This window comes from Bradyrhizobium sp. LCT2 (assembly GCF_009931255.1).
Classification (GTDB): Bacteria; Pseudomonadota; Alphaproteobacteria; order Rhizobiales; family Xanthobacteraceae; genus Bradyrhizobium; species Bradyrhizobium diazoefficiens.
Genome location: NZ_CP034432.1, coordinates 3,985,490 through 4,008,469 on the forward strand (window position 1 = coordinate 3,985,490; position 22,980 = coordinate 4,008,469).

Below are 22,980 nucleotides of genomic sequence, written 5' to 3' on the forward strand. Positions count from 1 at the left end.
GGCGTACGACGTGCGAACCCGGAATCTCGAGATTCCGGGTTCACGCTAGCGTGCCCCGGAATGACTGGGGGATGGAATGGTCAAGTTTGCGAGCAGGAAAGCGCGGCAACACGCCGCCTTGTCGGAGGACTTCGAGCGCGAGCTGACGCGGGAAGTGCTGCGCACCGAGCTGTTGCGGGTGCGGACACTGATCATCACCGGCTGCGTCATGATCTTGTTCCTCACCTCAACCTTCCTGATCGACCCCGCTCTGGTGAACCGGGTCTGGCGCGGGACGGAGGGCCTCGTCCGCGAATACATCCTCTTGGGAGGTTTCATCCTCTTCGAAGTCTGGATCCACAGCCAGATCAGGCGAAACCTCAAGCTCGATCGCGACCTGCCGGTGATCAGGCGCTACGTCGGCGCCTTTATCGAAACGTCGCTGCCGACGATCATCCTGATCCTGCAGATCCGCAGCATGGGTGCGAGCCAGGCGCTCGGTTTCGTGCTGCCGCTGGTCTATTTCATCTTCATCATTCTTTCGACGCTGCGGCTCGACTTCTGGCTGTCAACCTTCACGGGATTTGTGGCCGCAGCCGAACTCCTGGCCGTCGCGCTATATTACAACTCGGCGAGCGAGGCCGGTGAACCCCTGATCTACTTCCACGCCGTGCGCAGCACGGTCATTCTTGTCTGCGGCGTGCTCGCCGGCTCCGTCGGTGCGCAGCTGCGGCGGCAATTCGCCGCGAGCATTGCGGCTGCCACCGCGCGCGACCGGGTCACCAATCTGTTCGGCCAGCACGTCTCGCCGCAGGTGGTGGAGCGGCTGATGGCGGAGGGGACGAGCGCGGCCGGCGACCTCCGCCGCGTCGCGGTGATGTTCGTCGATTTCCGCGGCTTCACCGCCGGGGCGCAGTCGCGCACCCCGCAGGAGGTGGTCGACCGGCTCGATGGCGCCTTCGCGGTGCTGGTCGACATCCTCGACCGCCAGGGCGGCATCGTGAACAAGTTTCTCGGCGACGGCTTCCTCGCGCTGTTCGGCGCGCCGCTGGAGGCCTCCGACGCCGCGCACCGCGCGGTCGCCGCGGGCCGCGAGATGCTGGCCGCGATGGACCGCATCAATGCGGAGACGAGCTGGCCGCTGCGGATCGGCATCGGCATCCATTTCGGCGAGGTCGTCGCCGGCAATATCGGTTCGCCCCGGCGCAAGGAGTACACGGTGATCGGCGACACCGTGAACTTTGCCTCGCGGCTGGAGGCGCTGAACAAGGAGTTCGGATCGCAGCTCCTGATCTCGGCGTCCGTGCGCGAGGCGCTCGGCGATGACGGCGAGGATGCTGTCGCGCTCGGCGAAGTCGAGGTGCGCGGCTACGAGCAGAAGGTGGCGGTGTTTCAGCTCGGGTAGACCGCTCGCGTTTCGTTGAAGGCGCGTGATGAAATATCGCGCCGCGTTCTCCGTTCCTGCACTCTGGAAGCCGAAACATCGGTTTCCGTTTGTCATGCGGAGAAAACCAATGACCAGATTGTCCGTTGTTGCGGCCGTCCTGATCGCCGCCGCCGTCTACCAAACCCAGGCCGCTGCCGCCCGCGACGCCGCTTCTCGGCGCGCCGCAACCCACGTGACGACGGACTGCGTCAGGGCTCCGGCGGTGGGCGCCTATGCCTCTGCGCCCTACAAGCAACCGCCTTGCCTGCCCAATACGACGACGATGAACTGACGATCACAGCAGACGAAGCCGGGCTGGTGAAGTCCGCCAGCCCGGCTTCGCGTCATCCGCGACGCCCCTCCCGTATGCGGTATTTTCGTAGTGCTTGACTCCTTCGTCATATAGTCATCTATATGACTATATGAATTCAGCGCCGCTCGACGACCGCCTGCCACGCTACCAGCGCCTGCGCGACGACCTCGCCGCGCGGATCAACCGCAATGAATGGCGGCCGGGCGAGCCGATCCCGTCGGAAGCCGAGTTGGCTGCGCATTACGGCGTTGCCATCGGCACCGTGCGCAAGGCGATCGACCAGCTCGTCGCGGATGCCGTGCTGGAGCGCCAGCAGGGCCGCGGCACCTTCGTGCGCCGCGCGCGCTTCAACTCCTCGCTGTTCCGCTTCTTTCGCTTCCAGTCGGAGAGCGGCGAGCGGCGCGTGCCGAAGAGCCGCATCATCCGGCGCAAGAGCGTGCCGGCGACATCGGCGGTCGCATCCGCACTCCGCATCCCGGTCGGCGAGCCCGTGATCAGCCTGTCGCGCCTGCGCCTGATCGACGACGTCCCGCTGCTCGCCGAAGAGATCTGGCTGCAGCAATCGCGCTTCGCGCCGATCCTCGACATCGACACCGCCGAGTTCGGCGACCTCCTGTATCCGCTCTACGAGGAGCGCTGCGGCGAGGTCGTGGTCTCCGCCGAGGAAATCCTGACGGTCGAGACCGCCAACGAGATGCAGGCACGCCTGCTGCGGCTCGAGGCGCATGCGCCTCTGATTGTCATCGAGCGCCTCGCGCTCGACCTCGAACGGCGGCCGATCGAATGGCGCCGTTCGCGCGGGCCGGCCAACCGCTTCCGCTACCACGCCGAGATCAGGTGAAGCGGCTCTTCAACGACACCAAGCAATAAACGAGTACAGGGGTAGGAAAAATGTCGAACTGGTACAGCGAAAGCTCGCCGCTGGAGCGGCGCACGTTCTGGGCAAGCTTTGGCGGCTGGGCGCTGGATGCGCTCGACGTCCAGATGTTCGGCCTTGCCATCCCCGCGCTGATCGCGGCGTTCGGCATCAGCAAGGCCGATGCCGGCCTGCTCGGCTCGGTCACGCTGTTCTTCGGCGCGTTCGGCGGCTGGCTCGGCGGTGCGCTCGGCGACCGCTTCGGCCGCGTCAAGGCGCTTCAGATCACGGTTGCGACCTTCGCGCTCGCGACCTTCGCTTGCGCCTTCGCGATGACCTACACCCAGCTCCTGATCCTGAAAGCGGTCCAGGGGCTCGGCTTCGGCGCCGAATGGGCCTGCGGCGCGGTGCTGATGGCCGAGATCATCCGCGCCGAGCATCGCGGCAAGGCGCTCGGCTCGGTGCAGAGCGCCTGGGCCGTGGGCTGGGGCGCAGCCGTGCTGCTGTCGGCGCTGGTCTTCACCTATGCGCCGGCCGAGATCGCCTGGCGGCTGCTGTTCGCGCTCGGGCTGTTGCCCGCGCTCCTCATCATCTTCATCCGCCGTGGATTGAAGGAGCCGCCGCGCGCCATCGCCAGCGAAAAGACGCCGTTCCTCGCGACGCTCTCGGGCATCTTCCATCGCGACGTGTTGCGCGCGACGCTGATCGGCGGCCTGTTCGGCATCGGCGCCCATGGCGGCTACGCGGCGCTCACCACCTTCCTGCCGACTTACCTGCGCGAAGTGCGGCATCTGTCGGTGCTGGGCTCGAGCGGCTATCTCGCCGTCATCATCGTCGCCTTCTTCTGCGGCTGCGTGGCGAGCGGCATCATCAGCGACCGCATCGGTCGCCGGGTCAACGTCGCCTTCTTCGCCAGCGCCTGCATCATCACCGTGCTGATCTACATCTTCGCGCCGCTGACCGATGGGCAGATGCTGGTGCTCGGCTTCCCGCTCGGCTTCTTCTCCGCCGGCATCCCCGCCAGCATGGCGGCGCTGTTCAGCGAGCTCTATCCGGCCGGCGTGCGCGGTACCGGCGTCGGCTTCTGCTACAATTTCGGCCGGATCGTCTCCGCCGCGTTCCCGTTCCTGGTCGGCTTCCTCAGCGATCATATCGGGCTTGGACCTGCGATCGGCATCGATGCGGCCTTCGCCTATTCGCTGGTGCTGATCGCGGTGCTGCTGCTGCCCGAAACCCGCGGCAAGGTCTTTGAACAGACCGCCGCGACGCGTGCCTGACGCGGGATGGGGAGGAGCCACCATGACATTGTCCCAGCGCGGCCTGACGCGCCGCCAGTTTGGCGCGGGCCTCGCATCGCTCGTGACGCTGGCCGCGACCACAGCCAGCAGTGAGGCGGCCTTGCCGACGATCGATACCCACGCCCATGTCTTTCACCGCGGCCTCAAGCTGGCGCCGGGCCGGCGCTATGCGCCGGACTACGACGCGCCGCTGTCGCTCTATCTGGAGCAGCTCGACCGCAACGGCATGTCCAATGGCGTGCTGGTGCAGCCGAGCTTTCTCGGCACCGACAATTCCTATCTGGTTGCATGCCTGAAAGAGGCGGGCGGCCGCCTGCGCGGCATCGCCGTCGTCGATCCCGCTGTTAGCGCGGACGAGCTGCGCATGCTCGATCGCGCCGGCATCGTCGGCATTCGCCTCAATCTCGTCGGCCAGCCCTTGCCCGATCTCGCTGCCGGCGAATGGAAGGCGTTGCTCGCGAGCGTGAAAGTGATGGGCTGGCAGGTCGAAATCCAGCGCAACGCGGCCGATCTCGCCGCGCTTGCACCGCAGCTTCTGGATCTCGGCGTTGCAGTCGTGCTCGATCATTACGCGCTGCCCGATCCAAAGCTCGGTGTCGCCGATCCCGGCTTCCAGTCTGTGCTGAAGCTCGGCGCGACGCGGAACGTCTGGGTCAAGATCTCGGCGCCGTATCGCAATGGCGCGGCCGGCGAGAGCTTTGCGAAGCAAGCCTATCCGCTGCTGCGCAAAGCTTACGGCCTCGATCGCCTGTTGTGGGGCAGCGACTGGCCGCACACGCAGTTCGAGGCGTCGCAGGCTTACGAAAAGAACCGGCAGTTTCTCGATACGCTGATCACTGATCAGAGCGAGCGTGCGCAAGTGCTGGCATCGCCGTATCAGCTCTTCCGCTTCTGACACGTCCGGTCGCGATTGCTCCGATTGCTCCGAATTTTGGGGCATGACGGACGATGTCGCCGGCTTGTAGACTGCTGCACGATGCAGCCGACCCGCGGCTGCGATTTGCATGAGGAAAGCAAAGATGCAGCGCCGCTACATCACCGTCGACGTGTTCACCGACCGCGCCTTCGGCGGCAACCAGCTCGCCGTGGTGCTCGATGCCGGCGGCTTGTCGACGACGCAGATGCAGGCGATCGCGACCGAGTTCAACTATTCCGAGACGACCTTCGTGCTGCCGCCGCGCGACAAGGCGAACGATGCGGAGGTGCGCATCTTCACGCCGGTGCGGGAGCTGCCCTTTGCCGGTCACCCCAATGTCGGCACCGCCTTCGTGCTGGCGACGATCGCAAGGGAGCCCAAGCCGCGCCTGCTGTTCGAGGAGAAGGCGGGGCTCGTGCCGGTCGAGATCGTACGGGAGCAGGGAAGGGTTGTCAGCACCGAGCTGACCGCGCCGCAGCCGCTGGCCCGCCTCGCGACATGTTCCGCCGAAGAGGTCGCGGCCTGCATCTCCCTGACCGCGGAGGATATCAAGATCGATCGCCATGCCCCGCAGGTCGTCGGCGTTGGAACGCCCTTCGTGGTGGCGGAAGTGGGGTCGCGTGAGGCTGTGCGGCGGGCCAAGCCTGATGCTGCGGCGTTCAGCCGGATGTTGCCGCGCGATGGCGCCTTCTCGGTCTATTTCTACACGCGCGACGTGCCGGCGGCGGAAGCACCATGCGAGCGGCAGGCGCGGATGTTCTTCCCCGGCGCCAGCGGCCTGATCGAGGACCCCGCCACCGGCAGCGCCACGGTCGCCGCCGCCGCGCTGTTCGCCGATCTCGATCCCGCGCGCGATGGCGAGTTGAAGCTCACCATCGGCCAGGGTTTCGACATGGGCCGTCCGAGCCTGCTCCTGACGCGCGTGCGCAAGCAGGATGGCAAGATCGTCTCCGCCCATGTCGGCGGCAGCTGCGTGCAGATGATGGAGGGGACGTTTAGGCTGGTGGGGGAGGGGTAGGTCCATCAACCCGTCATTCCGGGGCGCGCGCAGCGCGAACCCGGAATCCATTCCTCCACTAGCTCTGCGGCCCGATGGATTCCGGGCTCGCGACTTTTTCGCGCCCCGGAATGACAGCGCAGCTAAATCTGCCGCCCCGCCAAATTCCTCACCGTCACCCCATCGCGCTCCTCGATGATCTCCGCGATCATCTGGCGGTGACAGTGGGTGTGGTCGCGCTCGTAGCAGAGCAGGCACACCGGGCCTGCCTTCTTCACCAGGGCCGAGAGCTCGTCCATCTCTTCCTTCGCCTGCGGCGTCTTCAGGTGCCTTGAATAAATCCTCTCCAGCGCGTCGTACTGGCCGCTGCGAGCGGCAAGGCGCCCCTCCTTCGGCGTGCCGAGCGCGGCGAGATGGACATAGGCGATGCCGCGCTCGTCGAGCCCGGCGGACAACTGCTTCTTGGAAAAACCCGGCCGGCGCGACGACGTCACCGCGCGCACGTCGACCACGAGCTTGACGCCGGCGTGCTCCAGCTCGTCGAGCACGGCCTTGGGCGGCGTCTGCTCATAGCCGATGGTGAAGAGCTTCTTCGCCTTTGCCATGAACAATCCTCAACTCACCCGCGCGATCAGTTCCATGGCGCCGTGCGGTGCGCGCACCTTGCCCTCGTGGATGACATAGGCAAACACGTCGCGCGGCTCCTTCTTCGGCTTTGCCTTGTCGACCTTCGGCAGATCGTCCGGTTCGCTTCCTTCGGCCCAGTCCTGAAAGCGCTTGGCCCAGGCGTCGAGCTGCTTCGGCGGATAGCAGGTCTTGATCTCGTCATTGCCCTTCTGCAGCCGCGCGTAGACGAAATCGCCGGCAACGTCGGCGATGGCGGGATATTTGCCGTGCTCGGCGAACACCACCGGCGTCTCGAATTCGCGGATCAGCGCGACGAAGTCGGGCGTGCAGAAACTGTCGTGGCGGACCTCGACCACGTGGCGCAGCGCGCGCCCGTCGAGCTTGCGCGGCAGCAGCTCCAGGAACTTGCCGAAATCGGCGCCGTCGAACTTCTTGGTCGGCGCGAACTGCCACAGCACCGGCCCGAGATGGTCGCCGAGTTCCAGCACGCCGGAATCATAGAAGCGCTTGATGGAATCGCCGGCTTCGGCCAGCACGCGGCGATTGGTGGCGAAGCGTGGCCCCTTCACCGAGAACACGAAACCCTCAGGCACTTCGCTGGCCCATTTGCGAAAGCTCTCCGGCTTCTGCGAGCCGTAATAGGTGCCGTTGATCTCGATCGAGGTCAGCTTCGAGGCCGCGTAGGACAGCTCCTTCGCCTGCGTCAGCTTCTCCGGATAGAACACGCCGCGCCAGGGCTCGAAGGTCCAGCCGCCGACGCCGATGAAGATGTTGCCGGATTTTTTGGACACGGTTTTTGCTTTGGCCACGGAAGGATCTCGCATCGACGTGGAGGGGAGGCCGGCATCCTAGTCAAACGAGTTGTGATTGGCCAGTTGCCGCGGCCCGTCTAAGCTTCCGACAAGATCATCTGCGAAGAAGGAGAACAAGATGCGGATGCTGATGCTGGGGGCGGCGCTCATGATGATGACATCTGCTGCCATCACATATTCTGCCATGGCGGATGACGACGACGCCAAGGGCGCGCAGAAGCTCGCCATGCAGGGCCGCGACGATTACTGGCATTGCCTGGCGCGGGAATATTCGCGCGACAGCAATCAGGGCCTGTCGGAACAGGATTTTGGCCGCTCGGTTGCGGGCGCCTGTCCGTCGGAGCGGCAATATTACCGGGTGGCATTGCTCGACTATCTCACCACGCAATATCCGAACATCGATTCCGGCGCCCATCTCGCGACCGCGAACAGGGCGGTGGAGTCGGCGCAGAAGGACATCGTGACGGCTTTCATCAAGCATAGGCCGCCGCAGAAATAGGTCGACAGCGGTCGCGGTCCCGTGGCCCTTCCGGCTCCGCGTTCATCCGTGGTATCAATGATCGCATCTGGAACAGGGATGGGCTTCCATGTCGTCTGAGTCGGTGGGTGGCATTTTGGGCGCGATCGTCGCGGCGGTCGTGCTTGCGGTCGCCGTCGTCCTCGGGCCGATCGGCCAGTACGGCAAGCCGCCCAAGCCGGCAAAGGTCGATCCGGGCCCGGCGGCCATGGCGCCGGCAGCCCCCGCTGCGCCCGCGCCGCGCGGCCCGGTGATCAAGGAAGTCCCGAACTAGTCGTCGGCCTGAAGAAAAAGGGTGCTTTTGCCCCTTGAAAAGCGGCTTTGCCGTCCCCACTTAGTTGTCAACGGCAACGTTGAGTCACGATCTCCGTTGCTGGGACGACCTTGGAATAGCTCAGGCTGCGCCGGATGTACGCGCGCCCGCCGTTCCGGGGTCGTTGGCATTTTAGGGCCCATTTGGGCCCTTCCCCTTGGAAACCCCGGCTTGGCAGCGCAGGACGCGGCGGATATACGCTGCCGTCATGAATGAAGCGATCAGACCGGGCCCCGACAATCCGCCCCAGGCTCAAGAGGGGCCGGAACTGTCGGTCATCGTCCCGACCTTCAACGAGCGCGACAACGTCACGGTGCTCTACCGGCGCCTGGAGGCGACGCTCGCCAGCGTCGCCTGGGAGGTCGTGTTCGTCGACGACAATTCACCCGACGGCACCTGGGACGTCGTGCGCGCGCTGGCCCAGCGCGACAGCCGCGTGCGCTGTGTCCGCCGCATCGGCCGCCGCGGCCTGTCCGGCGCCTGCATCGAAGGCATCCTGGCCTCCAGCGCACCCTTTGTCGCCGTGATCGACGCCGACCTTCAGCACGACGAGACGCAGCTGCCGAAGATGCTGCTGCTGCTCGCCAGCGACGAGGCCGATCTGGTGGTCGGCAGCCGCTATATCGAAGGCTACAAGAGCGAAGGTTTCAACAAGCAGCGCGCCGGCGCCAGCGCTCTGGCGACCGAGGTCGCCAGGAAGATGCTGCGGGTCGAGATCGCCGATCCCATGAGCGGATTCTTCATGGTCCGCCGCGATCGTTTCGAGGAATTGGCGCCGAAACTTTCGGTGCATGGCTTCAAGATCCTGCTCGACCTGGTCGCGACCGCGCATGGCAGCTTGCGGGCCGTCGAGATTCCCTACACCTTCGGCGCCCGCCAGCACGGTGAGAGCAAGCTGGATTCCATGGTCGCGCTCGACTTCCTGGGCCTCGTGCTGGCCAAGCTGAGCAACGACATCCTCTCGCTGCGCTTCATCCTGTTCGCGATGGTCGGCGGCATAGGTCTCGTGGTGCACCTGGCCACGCTGTTCATCGGGCTTCACGTGTTCAAGGCGCCGTTCGCGGAAGCGCAGGCGGCAGGCGCCGTCGTCGCCATGACCAGCAACTTCGTCCTCAACAACTTCCTCACCTATCGCGATCAGCGGCTGAAGGGCTTTGCGCTGCTGCGCGGCCTGATCGCCTTCTACATCGTGTGCAGCGTCGGCCTGCTCGCCAATGTCGGCGTCGCCTTCTCGGTCTACGACCAGGAGCCGATCTGGTGGCTGGCCGGCCTGGCCGGCGCGCTGATGGGCGTGGTGTGGAACTACGCGATGTCCGGACTGTTCGTCTGGCGCAAGAAATAGCGCGCCAAGGAAACCGGTATGGGCGGGGCTGACGCGCGGATTGTCCGCAACACGGCGCTGGTGATTCTCGCGCTGGTGGCCCTGCGGCTCGTCGCGGCCGCATTCACGCCGATCACTTTCGACGAAGCCTATTACTGGATGTGGTCGAAGAACCTCGCCGGAGGTTATTACGACCACCCGCCGATGGTCGCCTATGTCATCCGCGCCGGCACCATGATCGCCGGCGACACCGAGCTCGGCGTCCGCCTCGTCTCGATCCTGCTCGCGCTGCCGATGAGCTATGCGATCTATCGCTCGGCCGCGATCCTGTTCGGGGGTGCCCGTGTCGCGGCCACCAGTGCCATCCTGCTCAACGTGACGCTGCTGGCCGCGGTCGGCACGCTGATCGTCACGCCCGATGCGCCGCTGCTGGTCGCCTCCAGCTTCGTGCTGTTCTTCCTCGCCAAGGTGCTGGAGACCGGCCGCGGCGTCTGGTGGCTCGCGGTCGGTGCCGCCGTCGGTGCGGCGCTGCTGTCGAAATACACCGCGATGTTCTTCGGGCCGGCGATCCTGATCTGGCTCGCGGCCGTGCCGAAGCTCAGGCGCTGGTTCCTCTCGCCCTGGCCCTATCTCGGCGGCCTCGTTGCCCTTGCGCTGTTCTCGCCGGTGATCCTCTGGAATGCGGATCATCAATGGGTCTCGTTCGCAAAGCAGCTCGGGCGCGCCAGGATCGAGGATTTCCGCCCCGTCTTCATCGCCGAGCTGATCCCGACCCAGATCGCGTTCGCGACCCCGCTGGTCTTCATTCTCGGTGCCATGGGGCTGCACGCGCTGACCTGGCGCCGCGCCGGCGCGCTGGCCTCGCGGGTGCTCATCGAGACGATGTTCTGGACCATTGTCGCCTATTTCGTCTGGCATTCGCTGCATGCGCGCGTCGAGGCCAACTGGTTCGCGCCGGTCTACCCGCCCTTCGTGATTGCGGCCGCGGCCGCCGCCAACCTCGTGCAGTGGAAGCCGCGTGCGCGGCGCCTGGTCGATTTTTGCCTGCGCTGGGCTGCACCCGCCGGCATCGTGATGTTTGCGGCCCTGATCGTGCAAGCCAACACGGGCATCTTGTCCGGCTATCGCCGTGACGCGACCGTGCGCAGCGTCGGCGTCGGTTGGCGCGAACTCGCCGCGGAGATCGAAGCCGTGCGCGCCCGCACCGGTGCGACATGCGTGCTCGCGCCGGACTACGGCACCACCGGCTGGCTCGCCTTCTATCTGCCGCGCGGCACTTGCGTGGTGCAGCAGAACCAGCGCATCCGCTGGGTCAACATGCCCGAGCCCGATCCAAAGCAGCTTGCCGGCAAGCTGATCTATGTCGATGAGCTGCGTGAGGGCGGCCATCCCGCCGTCAACGATCTCTTTGCGCAGGTGACGCAGGTTGCGCAATTGCAGCGCAAGCGCGGGCCGCTCGTGATCGAGACCTACGGCATCGATCTGCTCGAAGGCGCCAAGGGCGACGTGCTGGACCGTTCGCCGCCACCGGAAGCGCGGTAATCACCGTCGTCCCGGCGGAGTGTTGGGCGGGTAGCGGTGGCTATTCAGTCGATCATCTCGGCCTTGGCGGTGGCCTGGCTCGGCCTGTGCCGGTCGCGCCAGAACCAGACGGTCACGACGCCGGAGCGGCCGCGGACCTGCGTGAGCAGGGGGCCTGTCAGGACGCCGTTGGGAGTGCCGTGGAAGTCGGCCGCATCCAGCAGCGTGTCGGTCAGCGCGAGCCGCGCATCGTTCTGGGCGGCGACCTCCATCAGCCGGCTTGCGACGTTGACGGTGTCGCCGGTCGCTGTGATGTGCTGGTGGCTTTCGCCGAGACGGGAGGCGACGATCGGGCCGAAATGCGCGCCGATCTTGAAACCGAGCTGGCCCCCGATCGCAGGGGGCAGCGAGGCGATCCAGCGTTCGACGCCGCGATGCAGGTCGATCGAACAATTCAGCGCACGCGCCGCGTCATCCGGCATGGCGTGCGGCAGTCCGAACAGGAGCATGGCGCCGTCGCCGAGAAAGCCGGTGACCATGCCGCCGCAATCGACTGCCGCCTTGTCGATCAACGCGTGAAACGCCTTCAGGAGATCCCTGAGCGCGTCCGGATCGGTCCGTTCGCTCAGCGCCGTAAAGCCGGAGAGATCGATGAAGACCACGGCGGCATCCTGCCGGACGGGCTTCGACAGGAAGTTCGGATCGCGCGCCAGCCACTCCTGCACGGCCGGTGCCTGGAAGAGCGCAAGCGACCTGCTCTTGGCGGCGAAATACTGCGTGCGGCGGCCTCCCGCCCATAGCTGCACGCCGGCAAAGATCGCAACGGGCGGAACCGCGGCCGCAAGCGTGGTCGCGGCGTTCAGCCAGACCCCGTGCGTGAACGCGAACAGATTGAGCCCGGCCCAGGCGATCATCACCGCCGCCGCCGCCATGATGCCGAGCGCGCTGCGCCGCCAGGCGAGCAAGCCCACCAGCAGCACCGGCAGCAGGATGGCGGCAAGCGCGTCGGCGATATGCACCTTGCGGTCGCGCACGATGCCGTCGCCGGCGACGAGATGGGTGATCGCGGTCGAGATCACCTCGACGCCGGGCATGAGGGAATCGAACGGCGTCGGATAGAAATCACCGCCGCCGGCGACCGAGGCGCCGATCACGACGATGCGGTTCTCGATGGCGGCGCGACTGAGCGTGCCGTCGAAGATGCTCTGCGCGCTGACGGTGCGGATGGTGCGGCGCGGGCCGTAATAGGTGATCGGCAGCGCGAAGTCGGTGTCGGTCGGCACCGCGCGATCGCCGAGCATGAGATGATCCGGCGCGATCGTCAGCGGCTTGTCGAGCGCGCGGGTCGCGACCCGCAAGGGGAACGACAGCTCGACCTTGTCGTGCGTCCGGAACAGCATCGGTATCGAGAGCGGCGAGCCGGACTGTCCCGTCGCGACGTTGACGACGCCAACCTCGGCGTGGTCGGCAAATGCGGGCAAGGGCAGCAGGAAGCGCTCGGCTTGCGGCAGGACGGCGAGGGGGCCCCGGCTGCTGGACTCCACGGTCTCGCTGGCGGACGGGAAGATCGCTGCGGCGGCCAGGACCATGGGACCGGTGGCGAGCGTGTTGGCCAGAGTGGCATCGCCGATCGCGGCGCTGCGGTCGACCAGCAAGAGGTCGATCGCGACGACCTTCGGCTTGAACTGCACGATGGTGTCGACGATCCGGGCGAGATCGGCGCGCGGCAAGGGATAGCTGCCGCCGCGTTTGACGACGGTGTCGTCGATCGCGACGATGGTGACGAGATCGGGCGGAGCCTGCACGCCGCGGATTTGCGTCCGCAGGTCGGTCAGCGTCGCTTCGAGGCGGTCGAGAAAGCGCAGATGGCCGTTGGCGTGAGCGGCATAGATGCCTGCACCCCACAGCGCGGTGAGGACGAGTGGCACCAGGATCTGAACGCGTCTAGTCATTACGTACTGCAATCTTCTTCGCTTTGTCGTCCGGGCCTTATTGACCCAGTCTTGCCATCAGCGCGTCGACGCGCGGCTGGCCCCATGTCTTGACGGTCAATGGACCGGTTGCCTCGACATCGACGCCTTCGCCAGGGCCCAGAACGACGCCGCGTCCGCGGCTCCTGCGGCTGACGCCGACACGGCCGTCGGCGACGAAGACCGAGGTTTTTGCATCGGCGACGTCCACGGCCCATTGGGTGCCCCGCACCGCGGCGATCGCCTGCGGTGTCAGCACCTTGAAGGGATTGCCGCCGGGCTTTTTGGGAACCTCGACCAGCAGCGCTTTGCTGCTCAACTCCACGGAGTCTATATGTCCGTCGCGGTTCGCGTCCTTAAGTTCAAATCTGGCGCCGTTTTCCGCAACGATGGTGATGCCGTTGTTGCAGCGCCAGGTTTGCGTGCCGGCGGCGGATGGCGACGGCGTGCAGCCCGCATTGGCGGGCTGCGCGGCCACGTATCCCGTCAACAACGACGACCACGCCAGGGCGAAAAACCCGGCACGTGCGATCCCTCTCATGCCAGCCTCCGTTTGCGTGCGTGGCACAGTTCAAGGCGATGTTGATACGGTACCGTATCACGCGCAGAGGCTGCTGAAAAGTGCCGGGTCTCGCAGCTATTTCGTCGCTGCGGCCTTTTCCAGACCGGCGCGATCAACTTTCGGTCACGGCGCCGTGCTGCGTGAGCGCTCAGTGCGATGTGTGATGTGTGTGTGCGTTGCCGCCATTCCGCTGACATCGGTGCGCCGAAAGACGGAGGGATGGCCAGCGCGACCAGCCTCGCGCAACGCTTCACCGCTATGGTCAGGCCGCATTGAAGACCACGAAAATGACTTGGTTGGATGCGCCTAGAGAGGCCGTCAAAGACGTCCGCTGACCGCACCGATCCAGCCGAGAATTATAGTTAACAGAAGCGTCTAAGTCCGTAGTTCTGCGGGCTTTTTTCTCGAAATGGGACGGCATTAACGAGTTGCCCCATATCTGCCCGAACTTAATCCGCATTTAACTAAAAGTCGCCTTAATGACGCTCCGACCCTCTGCGAGATGCTGTTCCCGGAACCTGACCAGCAGCGGCACTTCGAAGGGGGACTGAGTGACACCGTCCTGGACGCAAGGCGAATGAGTACGAGTATCGCTGCGCAGAGTAACGCGGCACGGAAGTCCAAAAATCCTGGCAAGAATCCACATCGGAAGCCTTCCCGGAAAATGACCACCAAAAACGTGCTTGGCGCCGCTTTGATCGGCTGCGTCGTGCTTGGCGCCGGCTGGACCGTCTACAGCAACATCTTCGCCGCCAGCGTCTATCCGACCGTCGGCAGTAACGGTTACGACGAGCCCGTGATCAAGCGCGCGCCCAAGGTCGCGCTGCGCGAGGCGGGCGATGCCATCAAGGAAGCTTTTGCGCTCCTGCCCGACCGCTTGCAGGTCGCCGCGCCGATCTCGCGCGAGATGTTCAACGAGCGCTTTGCCGCGGCCGCGACGCAAGGAGTGGAATCCAATGCGGCGAGTGCCGTAGCTCAGGCTCCCACGACGAAGGTCGCCGACACCGCGAAGCCGGGCGTGATCGCGAAGGTCGCCGAAGCGCTGAAGCCGTCCGCCCCGGCCAAGGCCACTGACAAGAGCACTGAAAAGATCGCGGATGCCGCCAAGGCCAAGCGCGCTCCGGATGCTCAGATGCAACTGGCTTCGGCCGATCCGGCCGAGATCGTGCCGGCGCCCGAAGCGAAGCCAAAATCCTTTGCCGATCGCGCCAAGGCCGCGGTGATGTCGATCACCGGGCCGCGCCAGTCGATGGTCGAGAAGCTCTGGGGCAAGCGCGAGTCCTCCGGCGGGCTGCTCGCCTATGCCTCGGCCGATGCCAGCGTGACCGCGTCCATCGCGCCGAGGGAGCAGAACCCCATGCTCGGCGGTTCGGCGCCCTATGAGCGCGACACCGCGGTCTACGACATCACCGCCAAGACGGTTTATCTGCCCGACGGCACCAAGCTCGAGGCGCATTCCGGCCTCGGCTCCAATCTCGATGATCCCCGTTCCTCGCGCGTCCGCATGCGCGGCGTGACCCCGCCGCACATCTACACGCTGAAGCCGCGCGAGGCGCTGTTCCACGGCGTGCCGGCGCTGCGCCTGACCCCGATCGGCGGCGAGAGCGCGATCTACGGCCGCGACGGCCTGCTCGCGCACACCTTCATGCTCGGGCCGAACGGCGACTCCAACGGCTGCGTGTCGTTCAAGGACTACTACGCGTTCCTCGACGCCTACCGCAACAAGGGCATCCGCAAGCTCGCGGTGCTGGCGCGGGTCGATTGATCCCGGTTCATTCTCGATGAGAAAAGGGTCGCTTGCAGCGGCCCTTTTCTTTGTCCTGCGTTGTGGACGCGCTTCAGCCCGGCCAGCACTGTCCGCCGCCGTCGATCCTGAGGACCTGGCCGGAGACGAACGCGCCCATGGGACCGGCGAAGAATTCGACGACGCGCGCGACCTCGTCAACGGTCGCGATGCGGTCGAGCGTGCCGGTCTCGACCATCCGGTCAGGGTCCACCGCGCGCGTGCCGAGGAAGCGGCCGGTGCGGGTATCGCCCGGTGCGATGCAGTTGACGGCGATGTCGTAGGGGCGGAGCTGGTCGGCCAGGCATCGCGTGTAGTGGGTCACGCCGGCCTTCGACACCGCATAGATCGCACCGTTGGTGCGCCCCTTGAAGGCGGCGACCGAGCCAAGCGTGACGATGCGGCCGCGGCGCCGCTCCATCATGCCGCGCGCGACCGCCTGGCAGGTCAGGATGGTCGAGAGCAGATTGCGCTCCAGCACCGCGCGCACATCGGCCTCCTTGATATTCACCGCGTCGTTCGGGTCCGGCTTGCCGCCGGCGGCTGCGATGTCGCCGCCGGCATTGTGCACCAGGATGTCGATCGGCCCGAGCGCGTCTTCTGTCTCGGCTATCACACGCGCGATGTCCTCACCCTTGGTGAGATCGCCGAGCACGCGCTGGGTGCGGACACCGAATTGCCGGCCGATCTCAGCGGCAACCGCGGTGAGGGTGGTACCCTCGCCATATTCCGCCGGTCCGTTCTCGCGCATGCCGTGGATGGCGACGTCGGCGCCGAGCGCGGCAAGCTTCTCCGCAAAGGCGCGACCGAGCCCGCGCCCCGCCCCGGTCACCAGCGCAGTCTTTCCTGCCAAAACCTTCGCCCTGTCATGCGACGTCATGATCTTCTTCCTGTCGTGAGGTGTCAGTCCGCTGCGGGATCGAGGCCGATCGCCTTCGCCTGCACTGCGCGATATCGCACGATCAGCGTTTGACGAAAACCAGGTTGCAGGCACGCGCCTCGTTGCGCTTGCCGCTGCCGCGGGTGCGTTCGAACTGCGCATCGACCGTAAAGGCGTAGGGCGAGCCGGGCGGCAGGTTATTGAGGGTGTAAGTGCTTGCCCCTGTCGTGCCGCGCGCGCTCAAGGTCGTCTTGCCGTCCGGCGGGATCTGGCCATCGATCTCCAGCCGGTTGACGCCGTTCAGGCTCTGCGCCTCGGCGTGGAACACGCCGTTCGCAACGGTGGCGGACAGGGGCCTGGTGAAGCCCTGCGCCTTGCCGGTCGCCTGGCAGTTCAACGTCACGTCCCAGTTGCCGTCGAAGTCCTTGCTGCCGCCGGTTCGGGCGTTGCCGGCCGCCGGCGCAAGCGCCGTCTTCTGTTTCAGGCCTTCAATTCGCGCCTTGGCGAGGGTTGCGAAGATGCAATTCGGAAATCGGGCGAGATGGTCTTCGTAGGCACCCAGCGTACCGATGCCATCCGCAGCCTTCCAATGGGCCTCCGCGGCGGCGCAGGGATCGGGCCGCGGCGCGGCTTGCGGGGCCGCCGGCGCGACCGTGACCGCCACCGGCCCGTTCAGGTAGAACTTGCCGATGATCGAGAGCGATAGCTCCGGCAGCTGGGTCTTGCCGCTGGCGTCATAGACGTCGCTGCTGATGTCGCGAAATACGTCGCCGATCTCCTGCGGCTCCTCGATGTGCTTCAGGAACGCCGTCGTGTAGGGGCTGTTGCGACCGGTGCCATCGGCTGCGACCTGCCCCGATTGCGTCGAGAACGACACGATCGTGCCGCGCGGCGCTTCGACCTTTGACAGACCGCGTCCGAGCGAGGCGGCGCGAGTCGCGGAGCGCTTGAGGCTTTCCGCCAGCGGATTGTCGCGGCAGGAATCGAGCACCAGGATACGCAGATTCTTGGCCTGTTGCAGGTCGTTCACGATGTCGTCGACCCGCACGAAGCGCTTGAGGTCGGCTTCATCAGTCAGCACGGCGTCGACAGGCATCAGGTAGTTCACGCCGTTGTACTGCATCGCATGGCCGCTGTAGTAGAACATGGCGACGTCGGCCCGGCTCGCCGCGCGCGCGAAGCGGATGGTCAGGTCCTGCATGTCGGCCTGGCGCAGGTCGATGCCCTCCAGCACCTCGAAACCGCTGCGCCTGAGCGAGCTTGCTACGTCTTCGGCATCGTGCGGCGGGTTGGGAAGCTGCGCCGTCGACGCATAGGCGCCGTTGCCGATCACCAGCGCCACCCTAGTCTCCGCCGATGCGGGACCCAGGCACAGCCAGCAGGCGAGGAGGGCCAGGAAAAATCGAGGCAAAATTCCAGAAGGAGCACGCATGAATGCCTTCCAGGGAAATATTGAAAAATATTCCTCCAGATTAGCGCATGCCGCGCCGGCATCAATGGCCTCGCTGTGGAACCGTCAAATTTGCCGGCCGTGACAACCTGTCACGCCAGGTTCGCCGCCACGGTCTTGCGCAGCGCCATCTCGGTTGCGATCGCCTCCCGCACGGCGGGGCGCGCCTGCATGCGTTCGAGATAGGCCGCCAGGGATGGCCATTGCGCGACGTCGACCCCCGCGGGACGCAGCAGCAGCAAGGCCCAGGTGAGGTGGGCATCCGCGACGGTGAAGCTGTGGCCGACGAGGAATTCGCGGCCCGCAAGGTGCGCGGCAGGTACCGACAATGTCTGCGCGATGCGTGCACGCGGCTTGGCGAGCGAGCCGTCGTCCTTGTACCAGAAGGTCGGAAACAGGAACGCCTTGTGGATCTCGGTGCCGATGAAGCTCAGCCATTCCTGGAGGCGATAGCGATCGGGATCGCCGGACCGCGGCGCGAGCCCCGTCTCCGGCTTCAGATCGGCGATGTATTGCAGTACAGCCGCACACTCGGTCAGCCGTTCGCCGTTCTCCAGGACCAGGACCGGCACCGCGCCCTTCGGCGAGGCGCCGCGAAAGTCGCTGCCGTCGTCCACGACCTGCTTCGTCAAGAGATGCACCTGATGATAGTGCGCATCGAGGCCGGCTTCCATCAGCGCGATGCGGCTCGCGAGCGAGCAGGCCATCGGCGAGAAATAGAGTTGCAGCATCGCGTTGCTCCGTTATTTCAGCGCATCGCCGCGCGCGATGATCGCGAAACGGTCGGATAGCTCGGCGAGTGCAACCTCGTGGATGGTCCGGGCGTCCAGCGTGCCGCCGCGGCCGTCGGGCAGGTCGCGCGTGGCGCAGGCGTCGGCGTCGATGGTCGTACGAAAGCCGAGGTCGAGCGCGGCGCGCGCCGTGGAGCTGACGCACATATGCGTCATGAAGCCGGCCAGCACGATGTTCTTCCTGTCGGTTGCGGCAAGGCGCGCCTGCAAATCCGTGCCGGCAAACGCATTCGGCAACTCCTTCTCGATCACCAGCTCGCCGGCACGGGGGCTCAGCTCGGCGACGATGGCGCCGCGCTCGGTGCCGCGATCGAACAGGCTGCCGGCCTTGCCGCGATGGGCAATATGGATGATCGCGGCTCCGCTCTCGCGTGCCCGCGCCAGGAGCGCAGCCGCCCGCGCGATCGCAGCGCGGGCGTCGGGCAACGCGAGAGGGCCTGCGAGATATTCGTTCTGGATATCGATCAGCACCAGCGCGGCGTCGCCAAGGCGCGGCGGGTTGAGATCGGCACCGGCGAGCTGCAGCAGGGTCTTTGCGGTCGTCATGGTCTTGGAAATCTCCGGGGCAAAAGGCGCTGCGAACATAGCCCCGGGAGTGCCTGCCGATATGCAGGGATATTGCAGCGGGTGGCTGCAATATTGCAGGCTGCGCCCGGCCGGTATAACCTCAAACAATGAACTGGGACGATCTGCGCATCATCGCTGCCGTCAGGGACGAAGGCACCTACGCGGGCGCCAGCGCGCGGCTGCGCATTGACGAGACGACGGTCGGGCGCAGGCTGTCGCGCATCGAGCGTGCGCTCGGTTTGCGCCTGTTCGAGGCCGCCGACGGCGTCCGCAGGCCGACGCGGAGTTGCGAGGCGGTGCTGGCGCATGTCGAGGCGATGGCCGCACATGCCGCCGAGATCGGCCGCGTCGGCGAGAGCCTGGCAGGTCCGGTGGGACGCCTGCGCATCGCCTCCACCAACACGGTCGCCGAGGAGGTGCTGTCGCCGCGCGCGAGCGACTTCCTGCGCGCCAATCCCGGCCTGACGCTGCAATTCCTTACCTCGAGCGAGAACGTCAAGTTCTCGCGCTGGGAGGCCGATCTCGCCATCCGGCTGCGCAAACCCGACAAGGGTGACTTCGCGATCTCCAGGCTCGGCGACATCAAGCTCTATTATTTCGAGCCTGTTACGACCGAGGGCGAGCCGATGCTGTGCGCCTATCCGGACGAGCTCGGTGCCATTCCCGAGATGCAATTCCTGCGAATGAAGCAAGCCCGCGCGCGCTGCGTCACCGACAACGTTCGCGTCATCCGTAACCTGATCCGCGCGCATCAGGCCGCCGGCGTGTTGCCGGAGCATGTTTGCACGGACCTGCTCGGCGATCGCCGCCTGCGCGCCACGCTGCTGCCGAAGCGGCGCGACGTCTGGCTGCTCGTGCAAAACCACCTCAAGCGCGACGCCGCAACGCGCGTGACGATCGACTGGGTGAGGGCGTGTTTCCAGGAGACGTCGCGCAGTTGACGTCACGTCGCGGTGTGACGATCACGTCACAGCGCAAGGCGCGTGACGAAAAATCTCAGCTTTCCCCCTTGCATCCCGAACCTGCCTCGTCTATTAGCCCGCTCCTTCGCTAGGCCATGGGTTCGGGCTCTCTGAGATCCCGACTGGCGCGGGCCGGTTTCCGGTTTCGTGTTCCGCCGAATGAAGGAGAAACGCAGGACGTAGCTCATGGAGAGCGTCGGGCTGAACGCCCGAAGGCATCGGTTCGATTCCGGTCTCTTGCACAAAGGATAGCTCAGTTGGTTAGAGCAGATGACTGTTAATCATCTTGTCGCGGGTTCGATTCCCGCTCCATCGCTCCGGGTCAGCCTGAAAAACTGACACCTCTGACGAGGACCGGACGCGCGCTTCAGTCGCAGTCCGGCCGTTTTGCCGAAAGGCTTTCCGTCCGAACCTAGACACTGTGAGACCGGCTTTGCGCCGCGGGTAGATACCGCTTGCGCCGATGCCGGGTGGCTCCGCATGACCGCTCGACACGCGTCGAGCGATCGCGCGCGTGCGCCCGTCGTCACGCAAGCTCAAGCCCAGGCCCGCCGATTTCCCGGGAAGCGTCGTCCGCGTCCTCACGTCCTTTGCAAACGAAGCCTGTTGTCCGGCATCCGGCCGGGCGCAAATGAAGGAGGCGTGCCATGACTTGGCACTTGCTGATGCTGAACGTGACGGTGAAGGATGGCGAGCGTGCGTTGCTGACGCGCAACGGGCAGCTCGTGCGCGTGCTCGCGCCCGGCAAGCACCGGCTGTTCGATCCCCTGCACGAGCTGAAGGCCGAGGTGCTCGACGTGGTTCGCAGCGAATTCTCTGCGGATCGCTACGCGGTGCTGAAGGCCGCGCGGCCTGATCTCGCCGCCGAGCTGTTCGAGGCGGTCGAGACCAAGGCGGACGAGATCGCCATCGTCAGCCTCGACGGCCGGCCCGTGCATCTGATGACGCCCTGGCAGGTGCGCGTCTACTGGAAGGTCGCGACCCGCATCGATGTCGAGCGCATCGATGTGTCCGCCGATCCCAAGGTCGGCGCGCGGCACCTGACCATGATCGAGCGCAACCGCTCGACCGTCGTGATGGAAGCGGTGGTCGAGAACCACGAGGCGGGCCTGCTCTACGTCGAGGGCCGGCTCGTGGAGCGGCTTGCGCCCGGCCGGCACGCCTTCTGGACCGTCGGCCGCAAGATCGAGGTGAAGCGCCTCGACCTGCGGCCCCAGGCGGTCGAGATCACCGCGCAGGAGATGCTGACCAAGGATCGCATCGCGCTGCGGGTGACGCTGACGGCGTTCCGCCGGATCGTCGATCCCGAGCGCACGGTTGCGACCGTGCCCGACGTGGATGCGTGGCTGTACCGCCTGGTGCAGTTCGCGATCCGCGAGGCGGTCGCCGGCCGGACGCTGGACGAGGTGCTGTCTGCGAAGGCGGCGCTGGATGCGGAGCTGCGCGACTATGTGCGTGCACGCATCGCGGAGTCTGGCGTCGAGGTGACCGAGCTCGGCGTCAAGGACGTGATCCTGCCCGGCGAGATCCGGGAGCTGGTGAACAAGGTGGTGGAGGCGGAGCGGGTCGCGAAGGCGAACCTGATCCGCCGGCAGGAGGAGACCGCGGCAACGCGTTCGCTCCTGAACACCGCCCGCCTGATGGAGGAGAACCCCCTGCTGCTGCGGCTCAAGGAGCTGGAGTCGCTGGAGCGGCTGGTCGAGAAGGTCGGCCGCATCGACCTCCATGCCGGCAACGGCGAGGGCCTCGATGCCCTCCTGACCCGGCTCGTGCGCCTGAAGGCGCCCGAGAGCGCGTGAAGCAGAGGGGCCGCCCATGGGCGGCCCTTCATATCTGCGTTGTCCTCGCTTGCGGTGAACGCGCAAGCGGGCCCGTGCGACCAAAATCCTGCGAGGGGATTGCGCGCCCGCAAGGGTTGCGTAATCATCACGATGACGATCACGGTCTTGATCAGGGCAAGCCCATGACCACTCTTGAGCAAACGATCCGCCCCTCGGCGCAATCGCGGGAATGGAAGGCGATCGTCATCCTGATCCTGCTGGTCCCGGTGCTGTGGTCGCCGCCGTTCCTGTTTCGCTTCTTCCTGTACCAGCCGTTCAACATCCCCTCGAATTCGATGGCGCCGACGCTGATGGTCGGCGACTACGTCTTCGCCGCAAAATCGGCCTACGGCTACGACCGCTATTCGTTTCCCTATGCGCCATCCTGGATCTCGGGCCGTTTCTTTGCCGCCGATCCCGGCTACGGCGACGTCGTCGTGTTTCGCACGGCGAAGGACGCCTCGGTGGACTACGTCAAGCGTGTGGTGGCGCTGCCGGGCGACCGGGTCCAGATGCGCGGTGGGCAACTCGTCCTCAACGACAGGCCGGTGACCCGCGTCGCGCTGGCGAGCGTGGCGGGCGGGGCCGTCTGCGGGACCGACGACGGCACGAAGATCAAGCGCTGGCGCGAGACGCTGCCGAACGGCGCGAGCTATCTGACCTACGATTGCGTCGACAATGGCTACCTCGACAACACCAGCGTCTACACGGTGCCGCCAGGCCATTTCTTCGCGCTCGGCGATAACAGGGACAACTCCACCGACAGCCGCATGATGTCGGCGATGGGCTTCGTCCCGATGGACCATCTCGTCGGCAAGGTGACGCGGATCTTCTGGTCCCTCGACGCCGACGGCCGCTTGCGAGGCGAGCGGATGGGGAAGGTGTGGTAGCTTTGGTCATTCCGGGGCGGCGCAAAGCGCCGAGCCCGGAATCCATAACCCCAGGCGGATGGAATGGCCTACTACGTCTACATCCTCGCGAGCAGGAGCACGGCACGCTCTACATTGGCGTGACCAATGATCTCGTGCGCCGTGTCTACGAGCACAGGAGCAAAGCCGTCCCCGGCGTCACGACGAAGTATGGCATCGACAAGCTCGTTTTGTTCGAGATCTACGACGACCCCGCGAGCGCCATCGCACGCGAGAAGGAGCTCAAGAAGTGGTGTCGGGATTGGAAGACGCGCTTGATCGAGGAGCAGAACCCGAGTTGGGATGATCTCTATTCCGGGATAGCCAACTAAGGTTCGTGGTTATGGATTCCGGGCTCGCGCTTCGCGCGCCCCGGAATGACGGGGTGGGG

General features: G+C 65.8%; 22 protein-coding genes, 2 tRNA genes and 1 pseudogene. 17 read left to right on the plus strand and 8 right to left on the minus strand.

The genetic code is table 11. The annotated features are described in order from the left end of the window. Positions 1-76: 76 nt before the first annotated feature. The 6 genes from EI171_RS19130 (at position 77) to EI171_RS19155 (ending at position 5,806) form a co-directional block, all read left to right on the plus strand. Complete coding sequence (locus EI171_RS19130; RefSeq protein WP_011088393.1) at positions 77-1,384, plus strand: adenylate/guanylate cyclase domain-containing protein; 1,308 nt, start codon at positions 77-79, stop codon at positions 1,382-1,384. A gap of 28 nt (positions 1,385-1,412) precedes the next feature. Next, positions 1,413-1,697, plus strand: a complete 285-nt coding sequence (locus tag EI171_RS19135; protein WP_231166533.1) for a hypothetical protein — start codon at positions 1,413-1,415, stop codon at positions 1,695-1,697. Between the two features lie 130 nt (positions 1,698-1,827). Beyond that, positions 1,828-2,559: a GntR family transcriptional regulator gene (locus EI171_RS19140; RefSeq protein ID WP_011088392.1), complete on the plus strand. Its 732-nt coding sequence runs from the start codon at positions 1,828-1,830 to the stop codon at positions 2,557-2,559. Between the two features lie 50 nt (positions 2,560-2,609). Further along, positions 2,610-3,851, plus strand: coding sequence for an MFS transporter (locus EI171_RS19145; RefSeq protein WP_161534392.1), 1,242 nt, complete (start codon positions 2,610-2,612; stop codon positions 3,849-3,851). A 22-nt stretch (positions 3,852-3,873) separates the two neighbouring features. Next, a complete protein-coding gene (locus tag EI171_RS19150; protein ID WP_161534393.1) occupies positions 3,874-4,767 on the plus strand; it encodes an amidohydrolase in 894 nt (297 codons plus the stop codon). A gap of 124 nt (positions 4,768-4,891) precedes the next feature. Continuing rightward, positions 4,892-5,806, plus strand: coding sequence for a PhzF family phenazine biosynthesis protein (locus tag EI171_RS19155; protein WP_161534394.1), 915 nt, complete (start codon positions 4,892-4,894; stop codon positions 5,804-5,806). A 122-nt stretch (positions 5,807-5,928) separates the two neighbouring features. Here the strand turns inward: EI171_RS19155 and EI171_RS19160 are convergent, their stop codons facing one another. After that, a complete protein-coding gene (locus EI171_RS19160; protein ID WP_028173427.1) occupies positions 5,929-6,390 on the minus strand; it encodes a DUF488 family protein in 462 nt (153 codons plus the stop codon). A gap of 9 nt (positions 6,391-6,399) precedes the next feature. After that, positions 6,400-7,236, minus strand: coding sequence for a DUF72 domain-containing protein (locus EI171_RS19165; protein WP_202633164.1), 837 nt, complete (start codon positions 7,234-7,236; stop codon positions 6,400-6,402). 106 nt (positions 7,237-7,342) lie between these two features. Here EI171_RS19165 and EI171_RS19170 point away from each other — a divergent pair, with 106 nt between their 5' ends. The 4 genes from EI171_RS19170 (at position 7,343) to EI171_RS19185 (ending at position 10,917) form a co-directional block, all read left to right on the plus strand. Further along, complete coding sequence (locus tag EI171_RS19170) at positions 7,343-7,723, plus strand: hypothetical protein (protein ID WP_011088386.1); 381 nt, start codon at positions 7,343-7,345, stop codon at positions 7,721-7,723. A gap of 88 nt (positions 7,724-7,811) precedes the next feature. Next, entirely contained in the window at positions 7,812-8,015 is a 204-nt protein-coding gene (locus EI171_RS19175) for a hypothetical protein (RefSeq protein ID WP_110116501.1), read from the plus strand. A 247-nt stretch (positions 8,016-8,262) separates the two neighbouring features. Beyond that, positions 8,263-9,396 carry a glycosyltransferase family 2 protein gene (locus EI171_RS19180; protein WP_028175447.1) on the plus strand — a complete coding sequence of 378 codons (1,134 nt, stop codon included), beginning with the start codon at positions 8,263-8,265 and terminating at the stop codon, positions 9,394-9,396. Positions 9,397-9,414: 18 nt separating this feature from the next. Next, on the plus strand, positions 9,415-10,917 hold the full coding sequence (locus EI171_RS19185; RefSeq protein WP_028175446.1) for a glycosyltransferase family 39 protein: 1,503 nt from the start codon (positions 9,415-9,417) through the stop codon (positions 10,915-10,917). Positions 10,918-10,961: 44 nt separating this feature from the next. On the opposite strand, the gene EI171_RS19190 is transcribed toward EI171_RS19185, so the two are convergent. Together EI171_RS19190 and EI171_RS19195 are read right to left on the minus strand one after the other, a co-directional pair. Then, positions 10,962-12,848 carry a CHASE2 domain-containing protein gene (locus tag EI171_RS19190; RefSeq protein ID WP_028175445.1) on the minus strand — a complete coding sequence of 629 codons (1,887 nt, stop codon included), beginning with the start codon at positions 12,846-12,848 and terminating at the stop codon, positions 10,962-10,964. A 37-nt stretch (positions 12,849-12,885) separates the two neighbouring features. Continuing rightward, a complete protein-coding gene (locus tag EI171_RS19195) occupies positions 12,886-13,407 on the minus strand; it encodes a FecR domain-containing protein (protein WP_161534396.1) in 522 nt (173 codons plus the stop codon). A 685-nt stretch (positions 13,408-14,092) separates the two neighbouring features. Between EI171_RS19195 and EI171_RS19200 the strand changes: the two genes are divergently transcribed. Next, complete coding sequence (locus EI171_RS19200; protein WP_161534397.1) at positions 14,093-15,193, plus strand: DUF2778 domain-containing protein; 1,101 nt, start codon at positions 14,093-14,095, stop codon at positions 15,191-15,193. A gap of 73 nt (positions 15,194-15,266) precedes the next feature. Here the strand turns inward: EI171_RS19200 and EI171_RS19205 are convergent, their stop codons facing one another. From EI171_RS19205 to EI171_RS19220, 4 genes are all read right to left on the minus strand, one after another. Further along, positions 15,267-16,091 (minus strand): SDR family NAD(P)-dependent oxidoreductase, encoded by an 825-nt coding sequence (locus EI171_RS19205; RefSeq protein WP_011088380.1) that lies wholly within the window; start codon positions 16,089-16,091, stop codon positions 15,267-15,269. Between the two features lie 82 nt (positions 16,092-16,173). After that, on the minus strand, positions 16,174-17,523 hold the full coding sequence (locus EI171_RS19210) for a caspase family protein (RefSeq protein WP_110116496.1): 1,350 nt from the start codon (positions 17,521-17,523) through the stop codon (positions 16,174-16,176). A 110-nt stretch (positions 17,524-17,633) separates the two neighbouring features. Further along, a complete protein-coding gene (locus tag EI171_RS19215) occupies positions 17,634-18,272 on the minus strand; it encodes a glutathione binding-like protein (RefSeq protein WP_161534398.1) in 639 nt (212 codons plus the stop codon). Between the two features lie 12 nt (positions 18,273-18,284). Next, the gene (locus EI171_RS19220) at positions 18,285-18,878 is read right to left on the minus strand and encodes a cysteine hydrolase family protein (protein ID WP_028175439.1); all 594 of its coding nucleotides are present in this window, start codon (positions 18,876-18,878) and stop codon (positions 18,285-18,287) included. 128 nt (positions 18,879-19,006) lie between these two features. Here EI171_RS19220 and EI171_RS19225 point away from each other — a divergent pair, with 128 nt between their 5' ends. The 6 genes and pseudogenes from EI171_RS19225 to EI171_RS19250 all read left to right on the plus strand — a co-directional run bounded on the left by EI171_RS19225 (position 19,007) and on the right by EI171_RS19250 (position 22,921). Further along, positions 19,007-19,840 (plus strand): LysR family transcriptional regulator, encoded by an 834-nt coding sequence (locus tag EI171_RS19225; protein ID WP_161534399.1) that lies wholly within the window; start codon positions 19,007-19,009, stop codon positions 19,838-19,840. A 193-nt stretch (positions 19,841-20,033) separates the two neighbouring features. Further along, positions 20,034-20,103 (plus strand) — tRNA-Phe (locus EI171_RS19230). 4 nt (positions 20,104-20,107) lie between these two features. After that, a tRNA-Asn gene (locus tag EI171_RS19235) sits at positions 20,108-20,173 on the plus strand. 335 nt (positions 20,174-20,508) lie between these two features. Continuing rightward, positions 20,509-21,660, plus strand: coding sequence for a slipin family protein (locus EI171_RS19240; protein ID WP_161534400.1), 1,152 nt, complete (start codon positions 20,509-20,511; stop codon positions 21,658-21,660). Between the two features lie 164 nt (positions 21,661-21,824). Further along, positions 21,825-22,571 (plus strand): signal peptidase I, encoded by a 747-nt coding sequence (gene lepB, locus EI171_RS19245; RefSeq protein WP_161534401.1) that lies wholly within the window; start codon positions 21,825-21,827, stop codon positions 22,569-22,571. A gap of 63 nt (positions 22,572-22,634) precedes the next feature. Next, positions 22,635-22,921, plus strand: a pseudogene (locus EI171_RS19250) (GIY-YIG nuclease family protein). Positions 22,922-22,980 lie beyond the last annotated feature (59 nt).

What these genes read in the sequence shown, in the direction of transcription:
- EI171_RS19130 (WP_011088393.1), top strand. Translation starts at nt 77, where the DNA reads ATGGTCAAGTTTGCGAGCAGGAAAGCGCGGCAACACGCCGCCTTGTCG.
- EI171_RS19135 (WP_231166533.1), top strand. Translation starts at nt 1,413, where the DNA reads ATGAAATATCGCGCCGCGTTCTCCGTTCCTGCACTCTGGAAGCCGAAA.
- EI171_RS19140 (WP_011088392.1), top strand. Translation starts at nt 1,828, where the DNA reads ATGAATTCAGCGCCGCTCGACGACCGCCTGCCACGCTACCAGCGCCTG.
- EI171_RS19145 (WP_161534392.1), top strand. Translation starts at nt 2,610, where the DNA reads ATGTCGAACTGGTACAGCGAAAGCTCGCCGCTGGAGCGGCGCACGTTC.
- EI171_RS19150 (WP_161534393.1), top strand. Translation starts at nt 3,874, where the DNA reads ATGACATTGTCCCAGCGCGGCCTGACGCGCCGCCAGTTTGGCGCGGGC.
- EI171_RS19155 (WP_161534394.1), top strand. Translation starts at nt 4,892, where the DNA reads ATGCAGCGCCGCTACATCACCGTCGACGTGTTCACCGACCGCGCCTTC.
- EI171_RS19160 (WP_028173427.1), bottom strand. Translation starts at nt 6,390, where the DNA reads ATGGCAAAGGCGAAGAAGCTCTTCACCATCGGCTATGAGCAGACGCCG.
- EI171_RS19165 (WP_202633164.1), bottom strand. Translation starts at nt 7,236, where the DNA reads ATGCGAGATCCTTCCGTGGCCAAAGCAAAAACCGTGTCCAAAAAATCC.
- EI171_RS19170 (WP_011088386.1), top strand. Translation starts at nt 7,343, where the DNA reads ATGCGGATGCTGATGCTGGGGGCGGCGCTCATGATGATGACATCTGCT.
- EI171_RS19175 (WP_110116501.1), top strand. Translation starts at nt 7,812, where the DNA reads ATGTCGTCTGAGTCGGTGGGTGGCATTTTGGGCGCGATCGTCGCGGCG.
- EI171_RS19180 (WP_028175447.1), top strand. Translation starts at nt 8,263, where the DNA reads ATGAATGAAGCGATCAGACCGGGCCCCGACAATCCGCCCCAGGCTCAA.
- EI171_RS19185 (WP_028175446.1), top strand. Translation starts at nt 9,415, where the DNA reads ATGGGCGGGGCTGACGCGCGGATTGTCCGCAACACGGCGCTGGTGATT.
- EI171_RS19190 (WP_028175445.1), bottom strand. Translation starts at nt 12,848, where the DNA reads ATGACTAGACGCGTTCAGATCCTGGTGCCACTCGTCCTCACCGCGCTG.
- EI171_RS19195 (WP_161534396.1), bottom strand. Translation starts at nt 13,407, where the DNA reads ATGAGAGGGATCGCACGTGCCGGGTTTTTCGCCCTGGCGTGGTCGTCG.
- EI171_RS19200 (WP_161534397.1), top strand. Translation starts at nt 14,093, where the DNA reads ATGACCACCAAAAACGTGCTTGGCGCCGCTTTGATCGGCTGCGTCGTG.
- EI171_RS19205 (WP_011088380.1), bottom strand. Translation starts at nt 16,091, where the DNA reads ATGACGTCGCATGACAGGGCGAAGGTTTTGGCAGGAAAGACTGCGCTG.
- EI171_RS19210 (WP_110116496.1), bottom strand. Translation starts at nt 17,523, where the DNA reads ATGCGTGCTCCTTCTGGAATTTTGCCTCGATTTTTCCTGGCCCTCCTC.
- EI171_RS19215 (WP_161534398.1), bottom strand. Translation starts at nt 18,272, where the DNA reads ATGCTGCAACTCTATTTCTCGCCGATGGCCTGCTCGCTCGCGAGCCGC.
- EI171_RS19220 (WP_028175439.1), bottom strand. Translation starts at nt 18,878, where the DNA reads ATGACGACCGCAAAGACCCTGCTGCAGCTCGCCGGTGCCGATCTCAAC.
- EI171_RS19225 (WP_161534399.1), top strand. Translation starts at nt 19,007, where the DNA reads ATGAACTGGGACGATCTGCGCATCATCGCTGCCGTCAGGGACGAAGGC.
- EI171_RS19240 (WP_161534400.1), top strand. Translation starts at nt 20,509, where the DNA reads ATGACTTGGCACTTGCTGATGCTGAACGTGACGGTGAAGGATGGCGAG.
- lepB (WP_161534401.1), top strand. Translation starts at nt 21,825, where the DNA reads ATGACCACTCTTGAGCAAACGATCCGCCCCTCGGCGCAATCGCGGGAA.